A 17,873-nucleotide genomic window follows, 5' to 3' on the forward strand; every position below is an offset into this window, starting at 1 on the left:
TCTACCTGAATGAAAATACGTAAGAAACTGGAGAGTTAAACATGAACACACCAACACGTCTGGCCGGTCTGTTACTCGGTTCATTGCTGATGTGCAGCGGCATGACATCTGCCTTTGCTGCGGACAACGTCATCAAACCTACGCGCGGAACCATTGAATCCGTTAATGATTCCTCCATGCAGATCACCACCCGTCAGGGCGATAAGCTGGACGTTAAACTGACCGATCAGACCAAAATCAACGCGGTGACGAAAGGCCAGATCAGTGACATCAAAGCGGACAGCTTCATCGGTACCGCGGCCGTTCCACAGGCCAACGGCACCCTGAAAGCGCTGGAAGTGCACGTCTTCGCGCCAAGCCTGCGCGGCAGCGGCGAAGGGTTCAACCCGTTTGAATCCGCCGATGGCAAAATCAATACCATGACTAACGGTACCGTCGGCAAACTGGTGAACACCAATGGCCGCACGCTGACCGTGAAATACCATGACGCAGAAAAAACGGTTGTAGTGCCTGACGATGTGCCGGTGGTTCTGCTGGCGCCGGGCGACCGCAGCCTGCTGAAACCTGGGACTAAAATCGTGCTGTTTGCGATGAAAGACGATAAAGGCGCACTGGTTGCCCGTGGTATCGCCGCCGGTAAAGATGGCGTCGCACCGCCGATGTAACCCTTTAGCACGCTGCTCCGGCGGGCCGTGTCTGTCAGCCGCAAGCAGTGGTTCCTGAAGAACTGCGCAGGGTGAATCCTCCCTCATTCACGTTGCGCAGTTTCTCATTACGCAGGAGTTTATCCGTGAAATCTCAACCCTCCCCGCTGCGTACCTCCTCTGCACAAAGTGCCTCCCCGCCGCCCTCTTTGCCGAAAAAAAAGCGTATTCATCCCTGGCCGGTTCGTCTGTGCCACTGGATTAATCTTTTCGCGATGATCGGCATGGTGATGAGCGGCTGGGGAATTTATAACGCCGATCCGATTTTTTCTTTTACCTTTCCGCAAAGCACCACCCTCGGCGGCTGGCTGGGTGGCAACATTGCCTGGCATCTGGCGGTGATGTGGCTGATGGCGGCCAATGCCCTGTTTTATGTGCTGTGGGGGCTGTTCACAGGCCATTTCAGGCGTGACTTTTTCCCGTTCAGCCCACGTTCTGTCTGGCGGGATACGGTCCGTGCCGTGACGTTCAGGCTGCCGCACAAACCCGGCCAGTACAACGCGGTGCAAAAGCTGATGTACGTCGGCGTGCTGCTGCTCGGCCTGCTGCTGGTGCTCTCAGGGTTGTCTATCTGGAAACCGGTTCAGTTCAGCGGCCTGGTGTGGCTGTTTGGCGGTTTTGATATCGCCCGTTATGTCCATTTCTTTGCCATGAGCGGCGTGATGCTGTTCGTGGTGGTTCACGTGGTGATGGTGTTGCTGGTGCCGAAAACGTTCGTTGCCATGATCACCGGTGGCAAAAAAATCAGTACGCAGGAGAACACGGATGAGTGAAAAATCAGACCGGCCAAAAATCATTGTTGAGCCCGACCAGCGCAAACAGCTGGTGAATATTCAGCGCCGTCTGTTGCTGCGTTCCGGCCTGACGCTGGGCGCGGTATCAATGCTGACCGGCTGTAATTTGCAGGACGGCGATCAGGTCGACAAAGTGCTGTGGGCGATGTCGCGCTGGAACGATCGGGTTCAGGGCTGGCTGTTCAGCGGTCAGAAACTGGCGCAAACCTACCGCGAAGATCAGATAACCACGCCGTTCCGCTTTAATGCTTTTTATCCGGAATACAACGTTCCGGAGATAGATATCCCCAATTACCGGCTGGAAGTCTCCGGGCTGGTGCAGAAAAAAGCGCCGTGGACGCTGGAACAATTGCAGCGCCTGCCGCAGGAAAGCCAGATCACCCGTCTGATTTGCATTGAAGGCTGGAGCGCCATCGGCCAGTGGAAAGGCGTGCCGCTGAAAACCTTCCTGCAACATATCGGGGCGGATCTCACCGCCAAATATGTCGGGTTTAAATGCGATGACCGCTATTATTCCAGCATTGATATGGCGACGGCGCTGCATCCGCAGACCATTCTGGCACTGGATTTTGGCGGCAAACCGCTGCCGCCGGATTTCGGTTACCCGTTACGCCTGCGCATGCCGACCAAACTGGGCTTTAAAAATGCCAAACACATCGGCGCGATTTTCGTTACCAATGAATATCCGGGCGGATACTGGGAAGATCAGGGGTATAACTGGTTTAGCGGGATTTAAGTCTCAATAACTGCCCTCACCCCGGCTGGAAAAAAGGCATAAAAAAACCGCTCAATGAGCGGTTTTTGTTTTCGCGGGAGGGTAACGGCAAAGCGTTACGCTGCGGCGAAGAATTAGAAGCTGTAACCTACGCCAGCGATCCAGGTGCCAACATCAACACTGCGGATACGGGACTGTTCGTAAGAAACGTCCAGAGCAACGTTCTGGATTGGGTTGAACTGCAGACCTGCGCCGTAAGATACGCCGTAGTCGCTGTTGTCAAATTTCTGACGGTTTGCAGTAGATGCTGCGTTGTCGTTCTGCTGGAATTTACCGTAGCCCACACCTACAACACCGTAGATGGAAACCCAGTCAGCCAGACGGTAAGCAGGACCCGCAGTCAGACCGTAGTATTGTGCTTTACGGTAGTCACCAGAAGACGGAGTGCTGTCGTCTTCAATGTAGGTGAAAGAACCGATAACGCCCAGTGGGTTGTTATCTTGTTCCCAACGGTATTTCAAGTTGAAGCCGTTTGCTTTGTTAGCAACGCCTTGCATATCACCCTGAGCGTAACCAGCGGTTACGGTGCTGGTGTCAGCGAATGCGCTTGTTGAAACGCCCAGTGCTACTACGCAAGCTAATGCGGAAAGACATGCAATTTTTTTCATAAACCACCTCAAAATGGGAAACCAAAGTAACCTTCACGTTTGAAAATATAACAAAAACCAGCGTGAAACTCTGCCTGAATATAGATGTCCAAAGCACTCTATCGTGTAACATAAAGTTTCCAACACGCTATATCTTATTAATTTTACTGTGATTTTCGTCACTAAAACTATAAGAAAAACTTATTGAACTTTTTAAGATTAGCAGATAATTCCTAAAGTTTTGGACGAAAAATCGACATTTTTTCGCAACATTTTCGGCTTTTTAAATTTTTTTTCGGAAAACCCGCTGCCGAAAAAAACTTTTTTCACTGATTTTTTCTTCCCCCATTTCCCTCTACACTGACGGTGCTTTACCTTTCTTTTCAAAACTATAAATCTCAAGATAATCGTTAAAACGGATCACCTCCTAAGGCGCTATGGATGACACAGTCAGGAAAAAAAATGCAGGCCGCCGTGCCCGCAGAAGAACACAACAACAGCCCGCCGGTGCCGGCATTACCTAAGAAAGCCTCACCTCTGGTCGCCATCCTGCTGCTGCTCATCGCCATGCTTTCCTTACAGGGCGGCGCGTCACTGGCGAAAACGCTGTTCCCGGTCGTCGGCCCGCAGGGCGTAACGGCACTGCGTCTCGGGCTGGGTTCCATTCTGCTGCTGATCTATTTCCGACCGTGGCGCTTCAAAATGCGCGGCGGTAATTTTCGCGCACTGTTGATGTACGGGCTTGCGCTGGGTTGTATGAACTACAGCTTCTATCTGGCGCTGCGCACCGTGCCGCTCGGGATTGCCGTTGCGCTCGAGTTCACCGGGCCGCTGGCGGTGGCGATGTTCTCTTCCCGCCGCCCGGTGGATTTTGTCTGGGTGGCGCTGGCCGTGACCGGATTACTGTTTTTGCTGCCGCTCGGACAAAGTGCCGGTGGCGTTGATCTCAAAGGGGCGTGCTTTGCGCTGATCGCCGGTGCCTGCTGGGCTATCTATATTCTTGCCGGGCAGCGTGCAGGCAGCAGCTACGGGCCGGGGACTGCCGCGATGGGCTCGGTTATCGCCGCCCTGATCTTCTTCCCGATTGGCATCGCGCAGGCGCACACCTCTATTTTCAGCTGGGAAATCTTGCCGCTAGGCTTGCTGATCGCCCTGCTCACCTCTGCCATCCCTTATTCGCTGGAAATGATGGCGCTGACCAAGCTGCCCGCCAAAACCTTCGGCACGCTGATGAGCATGGAACCGGCCATGGCCGCGCTTTCCGGGATTATCTTCCTGGGCGAGTTCCTGACGGCGTCACAGTGGCTGGGGCTGGCGGCGATTATCGCGGCTTCTGCCGGTTCAACGCTGACGATCCAGCGTAAAACCAAAATCGAAACGGTGGATGTGCCCGGAAATAATCCGTCGGGGAAATAATCTCTGCGTTATTCCAATAAAAAACCACGCCAATGCGCGTGGTTTTTTTATTGATAATCAATGTGTTGAAAATAACGTTGGTTTATTTCACTTTTTTTCATCTTTTCCTGCATCCAAAAGCGGGGTGTCGTTCGTATGTATAGATGTGAGGCAAGACCTTACCTACTCAACTTACGAAGGACTACATCATGAAAACATTAATCCGTACCGCTATCTGTGCTTCGCTGCTGCTGAGCACCGCGTCAATGGCTGCAATGATGTCTCAAAACACCACCATGGTGGGTGGCGCTGAAATGTATCCGTCCAAAAATATCGTAGAGAATGCCCTGAACTCCAAAGACCACACCACACTGGTTGCCGCCGTGAAAGCTGCCGGCCTGGTGGACACGTTGCAGGGTAAAGGTCCGTTCACCGTGTTTGCCCCGACCAATGCCGCGTTTGCTAAATTGCCGGCGGGCACCGTCGAGAATCTGGTGAAACCTGAAAACAAAGCCACACTCACCAGCATCCTCACCTACCACGTGGTGGCCGGTAAATATGAAATGAAAGATCTGGAAAAACTGCTGAAAAAAGGGAACGGCACCGCGGAACTGAAAACCGTTAACGGCCAGCCACTGTGGATCCTCAACAACGGCCCGCACAATATTCAGCTGAAAGACGGCAAAGGGAATATCGCCAATATCAGTACCTATGACGTTCAACAGAAAAACGGTGTAATCGACGTGGTCGATACCGTACTGATGCCTAAATAATACCGGCTGCCCCTTGATACTTCGCGTTGCAGAGGCGTCCGCTGAAGGCTGTGATCAGCTTCTGCCCAGGCACTGCAACACGAATTATTTTGGGGACTATACTGAGAGCTGGATTTCCTTATGAAACAGTATCTCAGAAAGTCAGGATGGGCGAATGCATGACCCTTTATTGAAAAATACGACACCAGAGAAAGCGCTGGAAGTTCAGCGTGAACTGATGAGCGCCATGGCCAGTGGCGACCGTCAGGCATTCGAGCAACTCTACCGTCTGACTTCCCCGAGACTTTTCGCCGTGGCATTACGCATGTTGCGACGACACGCCTGGGCAGAGGAAGTTTTGCACGACAGCTACATCACCGCGTGGAACCGGGCGGCGTCTTATAACCCCGCCCTCAGTTCCCCGATGACCTGGCTCACCCACATTGTCCGCAACCGCGCCATCGACTGGATGCGCGGCAGCGATAACCAGACAGACGAACTGGACGACAGCGTGGCGGACCGTTACGTCGAAGAAAGTGATGAACCCCTGCAAAGATTGCAACAAGACAGCGATGCCAAAGTGCTGGCGAACTGTCTGGCGCACCTTCCCGCCGAACAACGACAAAGCCTGATCCTTGCCTATTATCAGGGTCTGTCTCACGGCGAGGTTTCATCTCATCTACAACAACCCCTGGGGACGATAAAAAGCTGGATCCGTCGCGCCCTGGATCACTTAAAGAGCTGCGTGGGACTATGAAAAGCAGAAGCCATTATCATGCTGCCCTCGCCGCTGAATATGCGCTCGGCACGTTGCGCGGCGCAGCAAAAATTCAATTCGAGCAAAAAATGCAGGAAGACCCTGAACTGGCGGCCGAAGTGGCGCGCTGGCAGGAAGCCTTCACACAACTGGATAACCAGATCATCCCGGTGATCCCACCCGCTTCGGTGTGGAAGCGCATTCAGCATAACCTTGCGCTGCAACCTGCAAAACGCGCGGCTCCCGCCAAAACGCCGCTGCGCGGTTATCTTGGCTGGGCACTGGCCGCAGGGCTGGCGGCACTGCTGCTGATCCCGCGTCTGCTGGTACAACCGGGCGTGCCTATGCCGGTGGCGATCCTCGCCAGCAGTGAAGGCGCTCCGGGCGGGCAATGGGTGGTGAGTGCGGATGCCAGCACCCGCAGCCTGATGCTGACCCCGCTCAATGCGCAGCGCGTGGCGGATGACCGCAGCCTGGAACTCTGGGCCATCCCGCCGGGCGGCAAACCGCGTTCGCTGGGCTTACTCAATACCCGGCAACCCACTCAGCTGGCGCTGGCGGCAAAAATGCCGGATCCGGGTTACCAGCTTGCGATCAGTGTTGAACCACGCGGCGGCTCTCCTACCGGGCAACCGACCGGTGCCGTGCTGTACAGCGGTGCGCTGACGCTGTGAAACGGGTATTCAGCAGGCAGTGAAACCTCTTAATAATCAACGGCGGGAAATATTTCCCCCGTTGATTATTCTCACCGGAAAATAGTGTTAAATTAGCCATCATTCTCAGGCGAGAATATTTATCATTCTCTGTTTTTGCTGTCATAAATATAGACATAACATGTCATGTTACATTCAGGAATAATTCAACATCCCGGTTGACCTACTATTTACGTGAATTCAGGAACATTCCTATCCACCTTAAAAATCAACATGATAAATTAATAAACATCGTCTGGCAGGCAATATATGGCACACGCTATCGGAACGATAGGAACGACTTTCCTGCAAAACTGAAATTTATTGCTATACTGGATCCAGTTACGAGATATATGCATTAACTAATAAGTAAATCTAACAAGGAGATATAAATATGAGTACCGCTAAACTGGTCAAAACGAAATCTTCTGAACTTATCTATACACGCAACGATTTAGATGAAAACGTTAAACTGAGCACCATCAAAGTGCTGAACCGCCTGGTGGCGGAATACATCGATCTGTCGCTGATCATCAAGCAGGCACACTGGAACATGCGTGGCGCAAACTTCATCGCCGTGCACGAAATGCTTGATGGATTCCGTACCGCAGTTATCGATCACCAGGACACCATCGCAGAACGTGTGGTGCAGTTAGGTGGCGTTGCGCTGGGTACCGTGCAAGTGGTTAACGATAAAACCCCACTGAAAAGCTACCCGACTAACATCCATACCGTGCAGGAACACCTGAAAGCGCTGGCAGATCGTTTTGCCGTTGTCGCCAACGATACGCGTAAAGCCATCGGCGAAGTGGAAGACGAAGACACCGCAGATATCTTTACCGCCGCATCACGCGATTTGGATAAATTCCTGTGGTTCATCGAATCTAATATCGAGTAATCAGGACTCGGTAACCGCAGCCTGATCAAGGCTGCGGCTAATCATCGGATCAATGCAAAAAATAAGGCCAGTGGCGTAAGCGACTGGCCTTTTCTATTTTCATCCCCCTCCCCTCCCGATACCTCGTTTTGCACTGAAATCCCTGACTCATAACGTTTTTTGTAAGAACTTTGAATAATAACTTATATGAATAGTTTCTATATAAACTAATTCAGAACTAATCAGTCCTGAAACCGGTACCACTAGCCGACTGATAAATAAGAGTTTTATTAGACGTGTCAGAAAGCTCTTAGATCAATAGGTGTGATGAATGTTTAAAGGCAAATTAATAGACCAAAGCAATTTTACATGAATGCGATATGACCTGTAACTTGCTGAAATATTTAGTCGTAACCTTTACTTTTTTGTGAAATTAGGCATTGAAATAAGACACTGAAAGTTAAGAGAATTCTTACAATGGACGTTCACTCCGGCATGGCCCCTCCAATAGTAACTTATGGAAAAGTGACACTCCTTCTGCGGCTACCTCACTGAGGTGAAATACCACGCCGTTTCCCACAATCTGACCCTGATTTCAGCACATTGGTAGCCATAAGCCAGGGGCGGTAGCGTGGAAAATCGAATAAAAACTGGACAAAAAAGATGGCACGTAGTGGCTTGGAAGTACAAAAAGCGGCCGTAAAAGCGCTTTTTTTAAGAGAGATTAAGACCCGTTTTGGTAAGTTCAGACTTGGTTACCTTTGGGCCGCATTAGAGCCTATGGCACATATGCTTATCTTGCTAAGCATCATCGGTTTCATTATGCATAGGACTATGCCAGATATTTCTTTTCCCGTTTTTTTAATTAATGGAATTATCCCCTTCTTTGTTTTTAGCAATATAAGCAATCGCTCTATAGGAGCTATTGAGGCTAATCAAGGACTCTTTAACTATCGACCTGTAAGGCCAATTGATACAATTATAGCTAGAGCAATATTAGAATCTCTCATCTACGCATTCGTCTATATTTTACTTATGATGATCGTAGGCCTGTTAGGAGAAGAATTTGAAATTGTAAACGTTATCACGTTAATTTTAACCTGGTTTTTCTTGATAATACTTTCTAGCGGTGTTGGGCTTATTTTTATGGTGATTAGTAAAACAATGCCTGAAACTGAAAAGTTCTTACCTATTTTAATTAAACCGTTATATTTTATTTCATGCATAATGTTTTCTCTACACAATATCCCAAAAGAATATTGGCCCTATCTTCTTTGGAATCCAATCGTGCATATTGTAGAACTAAGCCGAGCATCTGTCGTTCCTGGTTATTCCAGTGATGGGGTAAGTTTATACTATTTAGCTTTCTGCTCTTTATTGACTTTATTTATAGGTTTAGCTCTTTATCGGAATAGAGAAGAGGCTATGTTGACCTCATGATTAAAATCGAAAATCTTACCAAATCTTATCGAACTCCTGCAGGACGCCATTACGTCTTCAAAAATCTACACGTCGAGTTACCATCAAATAAAAGCGTAGCCCTTATTGGCCGCAATGGTGCCGGTAAATCAACACTACTTCGTGTAATTGGAGGTATTGATCGCCCCGACTGCGGTAAAATAATTACAAATAATACAATCTCGTGGCCCGTTGGTTTAGCCGGAGGATTTCAGGGTAGCTTGACAGGCCGTGAGAACGTCAAATTTGTTGCCAGATTGTACTCTTCACAAGATGAATTGCGTGAGAAAGTAGCATTTGTTCAAGAGTTTGCTGAACTGGGCAAATACTTTGATATGCCTATTAAGACTTACTCTTCAGGGATGAAATCACGCCTTGGTTTCGGTCTGAGTATGGCTTTTAAATTTGACTACTATCTCGTTGATGAAGTCACAGCTGTTGGCGATGCTCGTTTCAAAAAAAAATGTGCAGAGCTATTCAAATCTAGACATGATGAATCAAGTTTCTTGATGGTTTCTCATAGCCTCAGTTCACTAAAAGAATTCTGTGATGTTGCGTTATTTATTGGCAGGGACAATCAGGTTAAATATTATGAATCGGTGGACGAAGCAATAGAAAATTATAAAATTGACGAAGGTATATAGCGTTTCCTCCTAACAACAATGATGCAGACTAGTGATTCTTAATATTTCACAAACTCATTAATTAATTGTAAATGCCACACTCTTACAATACTTAGTTAATTAAATCAGTTGATGCTTGCTCTTGAGCATATGAGACTTTTTACAATGAAAAAGCTTAAAAAATTTTTCAAAAGCCCTGGGGTTTTCTTTCGTGATTATTTGAACAAAAAATATCCTATAATTAGAAATGAAATACAATGTTCTGAAATTGAGGAAAGTATATTAATACGTCACGATCTAGCTATCGAGGAAATGATAGAAATTAATTTCCCCATAGATGTAGTTTTCACTTGGGTAAATGATTCGGATAGTGAATGGCAGGAACGTTATCAAGAGCACAAAATTAAAACTAATCTTTCTGAAATCGGACAGCACGCTACTGATAAAGCGAGGTTTAGTAATCATGACGAATTATTTTACTCAATTAAAAGTGTTGAGAAATTTTTACCATGGGTGAGAAATATCTATATTATTACTGACAACCAATGCCCATCATGGTTAATTCCAAGCGAACGTATAAAAATAGTAGATCATAATGAGATAATTGAAAGTCAATTCCTCCCTACGTTTAATTCTCACGTAATCGAAGCTCATCTACATAAAATCCCCGGCCTCGCTGAGCACTTTATATATTTCAATGATGATGTGTTTGTCGCGAGATCATTACCTGCTGGGCATTTTTTCAAAAGTAACGGTATCGCATCTCTGTTCCTTTCAAGAAAAAGTTTAATTACCATGCAGGATAGAGGAGCGAATACTCCAACGCTCTCGGCTTCACTTCGTGCCGTGGAAATATTCAAAGATGACTACAACATTAAAATTGATACACCTCTTGTTCATACTTATGTCCCGCTGCGTAAAAGTGTTCTTGAGAAAACGTGGGAACTCTACTCTAAAGAAATACAGTCTTTTCTTTCTAATAAATTCAGAACAGACCAAGATTTGAATATAGCAACTTTCTTTGCACCTTGGCTGTCTTATATTCAAGGTAAGTCAGTTCAAACTCGCGATGTCTGCTACTATTTTAATATTCGCTCTACTGCAGCCAGAAGTTATTTCAAAGCATTAAAAATAGCGAAAAAAGAAGGAACCTTACCCCATTCATTTTGTGCCAATGATTTCAATACGCAAAAAATCTCCCTTGAAAATTACAAAATCATATTAAGCACTGCACTTAAACATCATTTTGAAATAGAGAAATAAAATGTTAAATAAAAAGTTAAAAAAACTGATTCGTGATCCAAAACTTTTCTTTTCGGATATGGCTTCTAAACGTATTAAAAAAATAAATTCAGTTAAGCCAAAAAAATTAAATGGAAAATCAAACTATACAGTTGTGTCAGCTGTTTATAATGTTGAGAAATATCTTGATGAGTTTTTTGACTCCATTATAAGTCAACAACTGGATTTCAAAAATAACATTTATCTAATTTTAGTAGATGACGGTTCTACAGATTCATCAGCTAAAAAAATTCTTAAATGGCAAAAAAAGTACCCTAAAAACATTAAGTATTTATATAAAGAAAATGGTGGGCAAGCTTCAGCCAGAAACCTGGGGTTACAACACGTCAATACCGAGTGGGTTACATTTATCGACCCTGATGATTTTTTGAATAGAGAATATTTTTCTAATATAGATAATTTCATTGCAAAAAATGAAAATAAAAAACTGGATATGATTTCATGTAACTTAATACCATATTTTGAGGATTCAAAAAAATATAAAGACAATCACCCATTAAAATACCGTTATAATCATGACGAAAAGCTTTTCCCTATAAATAATTTAGGAAAGCAAATACAATTATCAGCAAGCACTGCCTTTTTTAAACACTCTATCATTACAAAAGAAAAATTAGAATTTAATCACGAAATACGCCCAACATTTGAAGACGCAGCCTTCGTAGCAAATTATCTATTCTATGCAGATGGATATGCAACTTATTTGAAAAATTCTAAATATTACTATCGTAAACGTAGCGATGGTACATCAACTCTTGATAAGGCTTGGGAGCACCCTGGTTTATATAGTTCAGTACTAACTAAGGGTTGTATTGAGTCAATGATGAGATATGTAAGGATAGGACAAGAAATTCCATACTCCCTACAAGTCACCATTTTATATCACTTAATATGGTATATTAAAAGACTGGTTAATAACGAGCATAAACTATCCTTTTTAACTGATGAACTAAGAGAAGAATTTATTGAAAATGTATACAATACTTTTAGTTATATCGATGATAAAGTTATTTTAGAATTTGGCTTAGCAGGGAGTTGGTTCTATCATAAGGTTGGTATTCTTTCTCAGTTCAAAAAAACTGTTCCTACATTTCAGATTGTCTATATAGAATCATTTGATCCAAAAAAGAACTTAGTTCAGTTAAGGTATTTCTCAGGTTCTCCTGAATTAGAACGTATTGAAATCGACGGTGAAGATTGTTTTCCCGTTTATGCTAAAACAATAAGTCATGAATTTCTATCCCAAAATTTTGTTCTTGAACGAAGGATTTGGGTGCCTGTAAGTGCAAAAGAAAAGATGACAGTTAAAATATCTAATTTTAAGACAAGTATCTCATTAGGCGGACAACAAAAAAACGATGGTATAACTGGTTATAACATTGCACAACATTTTGAGAACAAAAAAAATAAATATGAGGTCACCGATAAATATTCTGGGTCTTGGATATTTATGGATAGAGATATACAGGCTGATGATAATGCAGAACACCTCTATCGCTATGTAAAAGAAAATCACAAAAATATAAGTATATTTTTCATATTACAATCTAACTCACATGATTGGTCTCGCTTAAATGACAGCGGATTCAACCTCATAGCCTTTGGAACAAAAGAACACGAAGATGCCCTTAAAAGTTGTGAAAAAGTCATAAGTTCACATGCTGATCACTGTGTTACAAATTATCTTGGACCAAATATGTTACAGGGTAGACACTTCGTTTTCTTACAGCATGGTGTTATAAAAGATGATCTATCAAACTGGTTAAATCAAAAAGAAAATATCGATTGTTTCATCACGGCTTCTACAGAAGAGTACAAATCAATATCAGGAGACAACACAAAATATAAATTTTCTGAAAAAGAAGTTGTTTTGACAGGCTTACCTCGACATGACAATTTACTTCCTACTGAAAATACTCATGATAAGATCATACTTATAATGCCTACCTGGCGGTCAAACATCGTCGGTTTGCCAGCTAAAGATGGATTACAGAGGGCTATCAATCCTGATTTCTCAGAGTCGGTATATTATAAAAAATGGTCATCAGTTCTACATTCATCAAGACTTAAAGATTTAGCTGATAAATACAACTATAAAGTGATTTTTTTCCCTCATGTTAATGTTTCTCCATACTTAGACCTGTTCGATACTCCACATTATATTCACGTGCTGAACCATGCCAATATCCGAATTCAAGACTTATTTAAAAAATCATCTTTAATGATTACTGATTATTCTTCTGTAGCTTTTGATATGGCTTATCAGAATAAATCAACTATCTACTATCAGTTTGACGAAAAAGAAGTATTTAATGGCGCACATACTTATTCTCAGGGGTATTACGATTATAGAGAGGATGGATTTGGACCAGTAGTTAATGAAGAATCCGGTCTATTTAATGAACTTGACACTTTACTTAATAACTCGGCAGTCCCTTCAGGTGAAATAATCAAGAGAATTAACAATACCTTCCCATTAAGGGACGGCAAAAACTGCGAAAGAACCTTTAGGGCAATAATGGCTCTGGATGAACCATTACCAATTGGATTTTTAAATCCTAAAATTGCTTTAGATTATGCTCTGAGTGCATCAGCACATAATGATTGGATGACAGCAGTTATCAGATGGAAAAAGGCTATAGAGCATGGAGTAATTGATGATAAGCAAATTGGAATCTTGAAGCTTATTGAAGCATTACGAGAGGGAGGCATGGTAAACGAAGCTCTTATAAAATTCGGCGAGCTTACAAATGATAAAAACATCTATTTAAATGAAGATTATTATATTGAGCAAGCTAAACTAGCGATGGCTTGTCATCAATGGCTTAATGCTTTGAACTCTTGGTTGAACTCCTCATTAAATAGTATTAAGCACCAAGCACTACTTTTACAATGTATTGCTGAGTTAGAATTATTAACTGAAAAAAATACGTTAATCGATAGACTTGATATAAAACTAAAAGAACCTGTTTTATTTAAGATCTATCAGGAAATTAATTTTTGTAATTGGCAAGGTGTAATAGATTTTATAAATGAAAATTATGAATCATTTTCTAGAGAAGAGATAGTTGAACATAAATTTGACCTTATATTATCTAGATGCTATCGAGAAATTGAGGATTTATCTAATGCACATCATCAACTCATAAAATACGAAAGTTACGCTAAGAAAGATATTCAACATCGGTATGAAATTGCACAACTTGCATTTCTAAATGGTCAGTGGTCCAAAGTTATCGCTCAGATAGATAATGCTGGAATAGACATCATTCACTTACCTGGTAATTTAGTGCTTACTTATTTGATTTCATTACGTCACACAAAACAAGCATCTCTTTATTTAGATATTCTTGGCAGACTGCCGATAGATATACTCGAATCTTCTGTTTTTAAAATTGAAATGGCAGAGTTTCACTCAAGTGAAAACAATTGGGCCAATGCGGCAGAGGCTTGGCTTGATTTAATTGATGTATGTGAGTTGTCTCCTTATCGTTTAGCTGAGGCTTACAGGAAGTTAGGGATGGTTGAAGAAGGAGTTTCTATTTTACTTCGCGATGGTGTTAGACCGCCAATAACATTAGAAGAATGGATTCTGCGTGCAGAACTTTCACATTTGTCAGCTAACTGGTCCGAGGCTTCGCATTCTTGGTCAACGATCCTGAGTTGTTATCCTGAAGTTAATCGGGAAGACATTTGGAATCGCTTGCACGATGCACAACTGATGAAAACATTGATATCGTCAAAATTAACTTTAGAATCTTTGTCTTAATCTTGTTCATATTTAATTTTTAAACATATAAAAGTCCGGTGCATACATTCATGCACCGGACTTTTTTTTACACTGAAAGAATTCTTTTTAAAATACGTGAAATTAATAATTTTTGTGATAAGACCTCTGTCTCATCCTTAATCGAACGATACCAACTAGGTGTCCATGAATTATGGAGTGAAATTAGACCACTTTTAGCACAGGATATAGCATAATCTTCGTCAACATTGACTTTATCATTAAAATATAAATTAAAATAATCAGATTGTGGATTTCCTTCTTTAAATATTGTTGCTTCTAAAATATTACCGTAAGAGGACCTATCCATTATGAGGTATTCTTCAAAAAAGGCTTTGTCATTCATAACCTGACCTAAAGGTTCATTACCCAGATAAGCCCAAGAAATATTTTCTGGTCGATTTTTTATTCTTTCAGCTATTATTTTTGACCATTTTTTTGCAACCGGATTATTCGGATCCAATGACTTTATTACAGCAAGATGAAAACCCTTTGAATTTGGTTTTCCAAAACCTACAAATTTATTAGGTGCAAAATTGACGAAATCATCAAAAATATTTTTTGTAATGATAGTGTCGGCATCAATAAACATGCCTCCTCTTTTTGCAAGAACAGAGGCAGAAACTGCGTCAGATTGCATTGGAAGAGAAAAGGTTTTCAACTTCTCGATATCATAATCGTTGCCAATATAAGCAGAAAGATTACTATGATTGATGATGTCAACTTTTAGATCTGGTATGTTTTTATACCAGGTATCCATGCACAGTTTTAAATAAGCAGGCAAAGGCTCTTTCGATTCCCAATAGGTATAAACTTGATTAACAGCTTTCATTTTGACCTCTGATACTTTCTATTTTAGAATTTACTAATTAGATAAATTAACACACAAAACAAAGAAAGACATGTAGTATACAGCTTGTCTTTAATTTTAAAAATGAGTTTGAGTTAATGATTTGTGTAAAGTACTTAAATACACAGTTTTTAATTTTTAATGTCACCATCACTCACTATAAATAACGTGTTATTTATGAAGGTTCTCATCAATGAGTCTTAGGCAACTCGTTATCATGCATTCAATAAAATACTAGTTTATTTTATTATTCCCCTCATCCCTGACCTTCACCCCGTCCCCATCAAACCTATTCCCCTCCACCACATTGTTATCGGCATAATCGGCAAAATATTTACCCGATCCCTCTCTCGGTTTATCCCCGCAGTCAAATCCTGATAAATCCCGGTTCTGCCGGGATGCCAGCCAGATGCCTACTGGCTCATTCACAAACGTATTATTGCGGATGACGTTGTAGTCACTATGCTGCCAGCGGATCACGGATTTGCCGGTGCTGAAATGTTCCCCGCAGTTCTTATACAGAAACACGCCCCCTGCCCCGTTCGATTCGAAACGGTTGCCTTCGATCAGGTTGTACGCCGAAGAATCCACCGCTAATCCTTCACGCTTTCCCTTGCCGAAGCTCTCATGCCCATTGTTGATTATCTGGTTATTCACAATGTCGTTATTTCGCGATGAGTGTTCCAGATAAATGCCCGACATATACGAATCGCGAACCACGGAATTCTTCAGCGTTGAGTGGGTGACGTAATCATCAAAGTAGATCCCCACCCGACCGCTGCCGCTCACCTCGACGTTCTCAAGCGTGATGCGCGTCGGTGTTCGGCGGTAATTCTCTTCATGGTCTGAGCTGAGTTTGTTTGCCGCTATGTCAGACGTGACGCGGATACCGCTGTGCGTGTAGTTTCGCACTTTGCAGTTTCTGATCGTCACATCAGACATGGGTTTGCCTTTGCTGTTGATGAATATCCCAAATGATTTCTCATTATCGCCGTCGAGCACCGCACCACGGCAATCGACCGTGGTGTGACTGGCGGTGATGACCATCTCCTGGTGATAAACGCAGGAAGGCACTAACGAGACGTTACCGCGCATGGCGGGTAACCGGCATTCGTGGGAAGCGGATGCTGAATCAGCAACCGCGCAGGCCGTCAGGGAAAGAGGCAGAAGGATGATGAAAGAGAAACAGGCACAGGGTGTAAACATCCGTTTTGCTGGCATCTGTGCATGGTCCTCAATTCATTCAGGAAGGCTGTCGTTTAATGTAGTTCATCACCAGTTTTTGACTGATGAAGACCGGCTTGTACTGGGCATCGGCAATCGCAGCTTTGTCTTTTTTATGCCCGCCATAAAACACCGCATTGATCTGCGTATTCTGCAGCAAGTATAGCCGGAACTGTTTGAAAAGCTTCATATCGGGCTTAAATCCTGAGGTCCAGAACTGGTTCAGATGCCCCTGATAAGTAATGCCTTTAATGTCGTACAGCGCATTGCCCATCACTTTCAGCGGCTTGTTATGGATCAGTGCGGATATCCCCGCCGTGCTGTTGATGGTCACTACCGCTTTGGCATGGGTCAGCAATTCCGGCATCGGCAGGTCGTGGACGTAAATCACGCGGTTATTGATGCGGTATTTTTTACCGAGCTGGCGGATAAGCGGCCCGTATAAGCGGTGCCCCCTGTCCATCGGGTGATGTTTGATCACCAGAAACTCGGTCGGCGGCGCTTTCTTGGCGAAGGAATGCATCACTTCGTTGATGTAATCGCGCACGTCGTTATACGGGCTGTGGTTGCGGATCTGGCTGTCGTTGTAGACCTGCAAAATCGCCAGGAAGTAGCGCTGATCCAGATCCGTCTGAAGTTGCTGCAACACATTGCGCTGACGGAAGGCATACACCTTTTTGCGCCAGGCAGCACGGGTCCAGCAGCGCGCCTCATACCACGGCGAGAAGGATTTGTGATGACGGTATTTCGGGAAATCATGGCGAGCGCCCCACCCGACCAGATAGTACGTTATCGCATGACGGACGCGCTGCCAGGCCGAAGGTTTGAGCTGCTCGATGTCCGGCATGGTCATTGGTGGCAGGTTACGGTAAAACTCTGCCTCGCGCGGCACACTGGAATAGGCATTCACGCCGTTCTGTTCCAGCGTGATGTAGTGCGGGCGCAGGTAGCCCTCCTCAAATGCGAGGAAGCGCACACCTTTGGCCTGTGCCCAGCGCTTAGCTGCCTGATGCAACGGACGACAATCCCCGAAACACACAATGGTGTCGAAGTCGTAATCCTGCCACGTCTCTTTCAGCCAGGTCGGAAACTCTTTCGGGGTCTGCTGAAACAAGCGATATTCCCGTTTACGCGAATATCGCCTGTCGCCGCCGTTGAAAACGACGTTCACCGCTTCCCGCCCCAGAGACTCAAGCCACTGTGCCAGATCGCTGAAGAAAGGCCCCATCGGCCCCTGCAACAGCAGATACTTTTTTCCAGAAAGTAATGTAGTAAGCGCCTTACTGTCCATTTTCG

16 protein-coding genes are annotated in these 17,873 nt (G+C 44.2%); 12 read left to right on the forward strand and 4 right to left on the reverse strand.

Annotated features, from left to right (window positions below):
• Positions 1 to 41 precede the first annotated feature (41 nt).
• From ACO0U8_RS11545 to ACO0U8_RS11555, 3 genes are all read left to right on the forward strand, one after another.
• The gene (locus ACO0U8_RS11545) at positions 42 to 665 is read left to right on the forward strand and encodes a hypothetical protein (RefSeq protein ID WP_056769125.1); all 624 of its coding nucleotides are present in this window, start codon (positions 42 to 44) and stop codon (positions 663 to 665) included.
• Between the two features lie 146 nt (positions 666 to 811).
• Entirely contained in the window at positions 812 to 1,477 is a 666-nt protein-coding gene (locus ACO0U8_RS11550) for a cytochrome b/b6 domain-containing protein (RefSeq protein ID WP_421670994.1), read from the forward strand.
• Positions 1,470 to 2,234, forward strand: a complete 765-nt coding sequence (locus ACO0U8_RS11555) for a molybdopterin-dependent oxidoreductase (RefSeq protein ID WP_056769123.1) — start codon at positions 1,470 to 1,472, stop codon at positions 2,232 to 2,234. The genes ACO0U8_RS11550 and ACO0U8_RS11555 overlap by 8 nt, the downstream gene beginning before the upstream one ends.
• A gap of 113 nt (positions 2,235 to 2,347) precedes the next feature.
• On the opposite strand, the gene ompX is transcribed toward ACO0U8_RS11555, so the two are convergent.
• Positions 2,348 to 2,881, reverse strand: a complete 534-nt coding sequence (gene ompX, locus ACO0U8_RS11560; RefSeq protein ID WP_056769121.1) for an outer membrane protein OmpX — start codon at positions 2,879 to 2,881, stop codon at positions 2,348 to 2,350.
• Between the two features lie 486 nt (positions 2,882 to 3,367).
• Here ompX and rhtA point away from each other — a divergent pair, with 486 nt between their 5' ends.
• The 9 genes from rhtA (at position 3,368) to ACO0U8_RS11605 (ending at position 14,485) form a co-directional block, all read left to right on the forward strand.
• Positions 3,368 to 4,276, forward strand: coding sequence for a threonine/homoserine exporter RhtA (gene rhtA / locus ACO0U8_RS11565; RefSeq protein ID WP_414071816.1), 909 nt, complete (start codon positions 3,368 to 3,370; stop codon positions 4,274 to 4,276).
• Positions 4,277 to 4,464: 188 nt separating this feature from the next.
• A complete protein-coding gene (locus ACO0U8_RS11570) occupies positions 4,465 to 5,028 on the forward strand; it encodes a fasciclin domain-containing protein (protein WP_056769118.1) in 564 nt (187 codons plus the stop codon).
• 154 nt (positions 5,029 to 5,182) lie between these two features.
• On the forward strand, positions 5,183 to 5,764 hold the full coding sequence (locus tag ACO0U8_RS11575) for an RNA polymerase sigma factor (protein WP_056769116.1): 582 nt from the start codon (positions 5,183 to 5,185) through the stop codon (positions 5,762 to 5,764).
• The gene (locus tag ACO0U8_RS11580) at positions 5,761 to 6,438 is read left to right on the forward strand and encodes an anti-sigma factor (protein ID WP_421670821.1); all 678 of its coding nucleotides are present in this window, start codon (positions 5,761 to 5,763) and stop codon (positions 6,436 to 6,438) included. The genes ACO0U8_RS11575 and ACO0U8_RS11580 overlap by 4 nt, the downstream gene beginning before the upstream one ends.
• A 412-nt stretch (positions 6,439 to 6,850) precedes the next feature.
• Positions 6,851 to 7,354 carry a DNA starvation/stationary phase protection protein Dps gene (dps, locus tag ACO0U8_RS11585; protein ID WP_056769114.1) on the forward strand — a complete coding sequence of 168 codons (504 nt, stop codon included), beginning with the start codon at positions 6,851 to 6,853 and terminating at the stop codon, positions 7,352 to 7,354.
• 642 nt (positions 7,355 to 7,996) lie between these two features.
• Positions 7,997 to 8,773 carry an ABC transporter permease gene (locus ACO0U8_RS11590; protein WP_421670822.1) on the forward strand — a complete coding sequence of 259 codons (777 nt, stop codon included), beginning with the start codon at positions 7,997 to 7,999 and terminating at the stop codon, positions 8,771 to 8,773.
• The gene (locus tag ACO0U8_RS11595) at positions 8,770 to 9,435 is read left to right on the forward strand and encodes an ABC transporter ATP-binding protein (RefSeq protein ID WP_421670823.1); all 666 of its coding nucleotides are present in this window, start codon (positions 8,770 to 8,772) and stop codon (positions 9,433 to 9,435) included. The genes ACO0U8_RS11590 and ACO0U8_RS11595 overlap by 4 nt, the downstream gene beginning before the upstream one ends.
• Positions 9,436 to 9,579: 144 nt before the next feature.
• Positions 9,580 to 10,677: a Stealth CR1 domain-containing protein gene (locus ACO0U8_RS11600; RefSeq protein ID WP_421670824.1), complete on the forward strand. Its 1,098-nt coding sequence runs from the start codon at positions 9,580 to 9,582 to the stop codon at positions 10,675 to 10,677.
• A gap of 1 nt (position 10,678) precedes the next feature.
• Positions 10,679 to 14,485 (forward strand): CDP-glycerol glycerophosphotransferase family protein, encoded by a 3,807-nt coding sequence (locus tag ACO0U8_RS11605; protein ID WP_421670825.1) that lies wholly within the window; start codon positions 10,679 to 10,681, stop codon positions 14,483 to 14,485.
• 67 nt (positions 14,486 to 14,552) lie between these two features.
• On the opposite strand, the gene ACO0U8_RS11610 is transcribed toward ACO0U8_RS11605, so the two are convergent.
• The 3 genes from ACO0U8_RS11610 to ACO0U8_RS11620 all read right to left on the reverse strand — a co-directional run bounded on the left by ACO0U8_RS11610 (position 14,553) and on the right by ACO0U8_RS11620 (position 17,868).
• On the reverse strand, positions 14,553 to 15,335 hold the full coding sequence (locus ACO0U8_RS11610) for a capsular polysaccharide synthesis protein (protein ID WP_421670826.1): 783 nt from the start codon (positions 15,333 to 15,335) through the stop codon (positions 14,553 to 14,555).
• A 252-nt stretch (positions 15,336 to 15,587) separates the two neighbouring features.
• The gene (locus tag ACO0U8_RS11615) at positions 15,588 to 16,559 is read right to left on the reverse strand and encodes a right-handed parallel beta-helix repeat-containing protein (RefSeq protein WP_421670827.1); all 972 of its coding nucleotides are present in this window, start codon (positions 16,557 to 16,559) and stop codon (positions 15,588 to 15,590) included.
• Positions 16,560 to 16,596: 37 nt separating this feature from the next.
• Positions 16,597 to 17,868, reverse strand: a complete 1,272-nt coding sequence (locus ACO0U8_RS11620; protein WP_421670828.1) for a capsule biosynthesis protein — start codon at positions 17,866 to 17,868, stop codon at positions 16,597 to 16,599.
• Between the last annotated feature and the right edge of the window lie 5 nt (positions 17,869 to 17,873).

Source organism: Rahnella sp. EDr1-12 (assembly GCF_049206505.1).
Taxonomy (GTDB): domain Bacteria; phylum Pseudomonadota; class Gammaproteobacteria; order Enterobacterales; family Enterobacteriaceae; genus Rahnella; species Rahnella rivi.

Coding starts and splice junctions, on each gene's coding strand:
- dps (WP_056769114.1), top strand. CDS start 6,851: ATGAGTACCGCTAAACTGGTCAAAACGAAATCTTCTGAACTTATCTAT.
- ACO0U8_RS11605 (WP_421670825.1), top strand. CDS start 10,679: ATGTTAAATAAAAAGTTAAAAAAACTGATTCGTGATCCAAAACTTTTC.
- ACO0U8_RS11615 (WP_421670827.1), bottom strand. CDS start 16,559: ATGTTTACACCCTGTGCCTGTTTCTCTTTCATCATCCTTCTGCCTCTT.
- ACO0U8_RS11620 (WP_421670828.1), bottom strand. CDS start 17,868: ATGGACAGTAAGGCGCTTACTACATTACTTTCTGGAAAAAAGTATCTG.
- ACO0U8_RS11580 (WP_421670821.1), top strand. CDS start 5,761: ATGAAAAGCAGAAGCCATTATCATGCTGCCCTCGCCGCTGAATATGCG.
- ACO0U8_RS11570 (WP_056769118.1), top strand. CDS start 4,465: ATGAAAACATTAATCCGTACCGCTATCTGTGCTTCGCTGCTGCTGAGC.
- ACO0U8_RS11575 (WP_056769116.1), top strand. CDS start 5,183: ATGCATGACCCTTTATTGAAAAATACGACACCAGAGAAAGCGCTGGAA.
- ACO0U8_RS11610 (WP_421670826.1), bottom strand. CDS start 15,335: ATGAAAGCTGTTAATCAAGTTTATACCTATTGGGAATCGAAAGAGCCT.
- ACO0U8_RS11555 (WP_056769123.1), top strand. CDS start 1,470: ATGAGTGAAAAATCAGACCGGCCAAAAATCATTGTTGAGCCCGACCAG.
- ompX (WP_056769121.1), bottom strand. CDS start 2,881: ATGAAAAAAATTGCATGTCTTTCCGCATTAGCTTGCGTAGTAGCACTG.
- ACO0U8_RS11595 (WP_421670823.1), top strand. CDS start 8,770: ATGATTAAAATCGAAAATCTTACCAAATCTTATCGAACTCCTGCAGGA.
- ACO0U8_RS11600 (WP_421670824.1), top strand. CDS start 9,580: ATGAAAAAGCTTAAAAAATTTTTCAAAAGCCCTGGGGTTTTCTTTCGT.
- ACO0U8_RS11545 (WP_056769125.1), top strand. CDS start 42: ATGAACACACCAACACGTCTGGCCGGTCTGTTACTCGGTTCATTGCTG.
- ACO0U8_RS11590 (WP_421670822.1), top strand. CDS start 7,997: ATGGCACGTAGTGGCTTGGAAGTACAAAAAGCGGCCGTAAAAGCGCTT.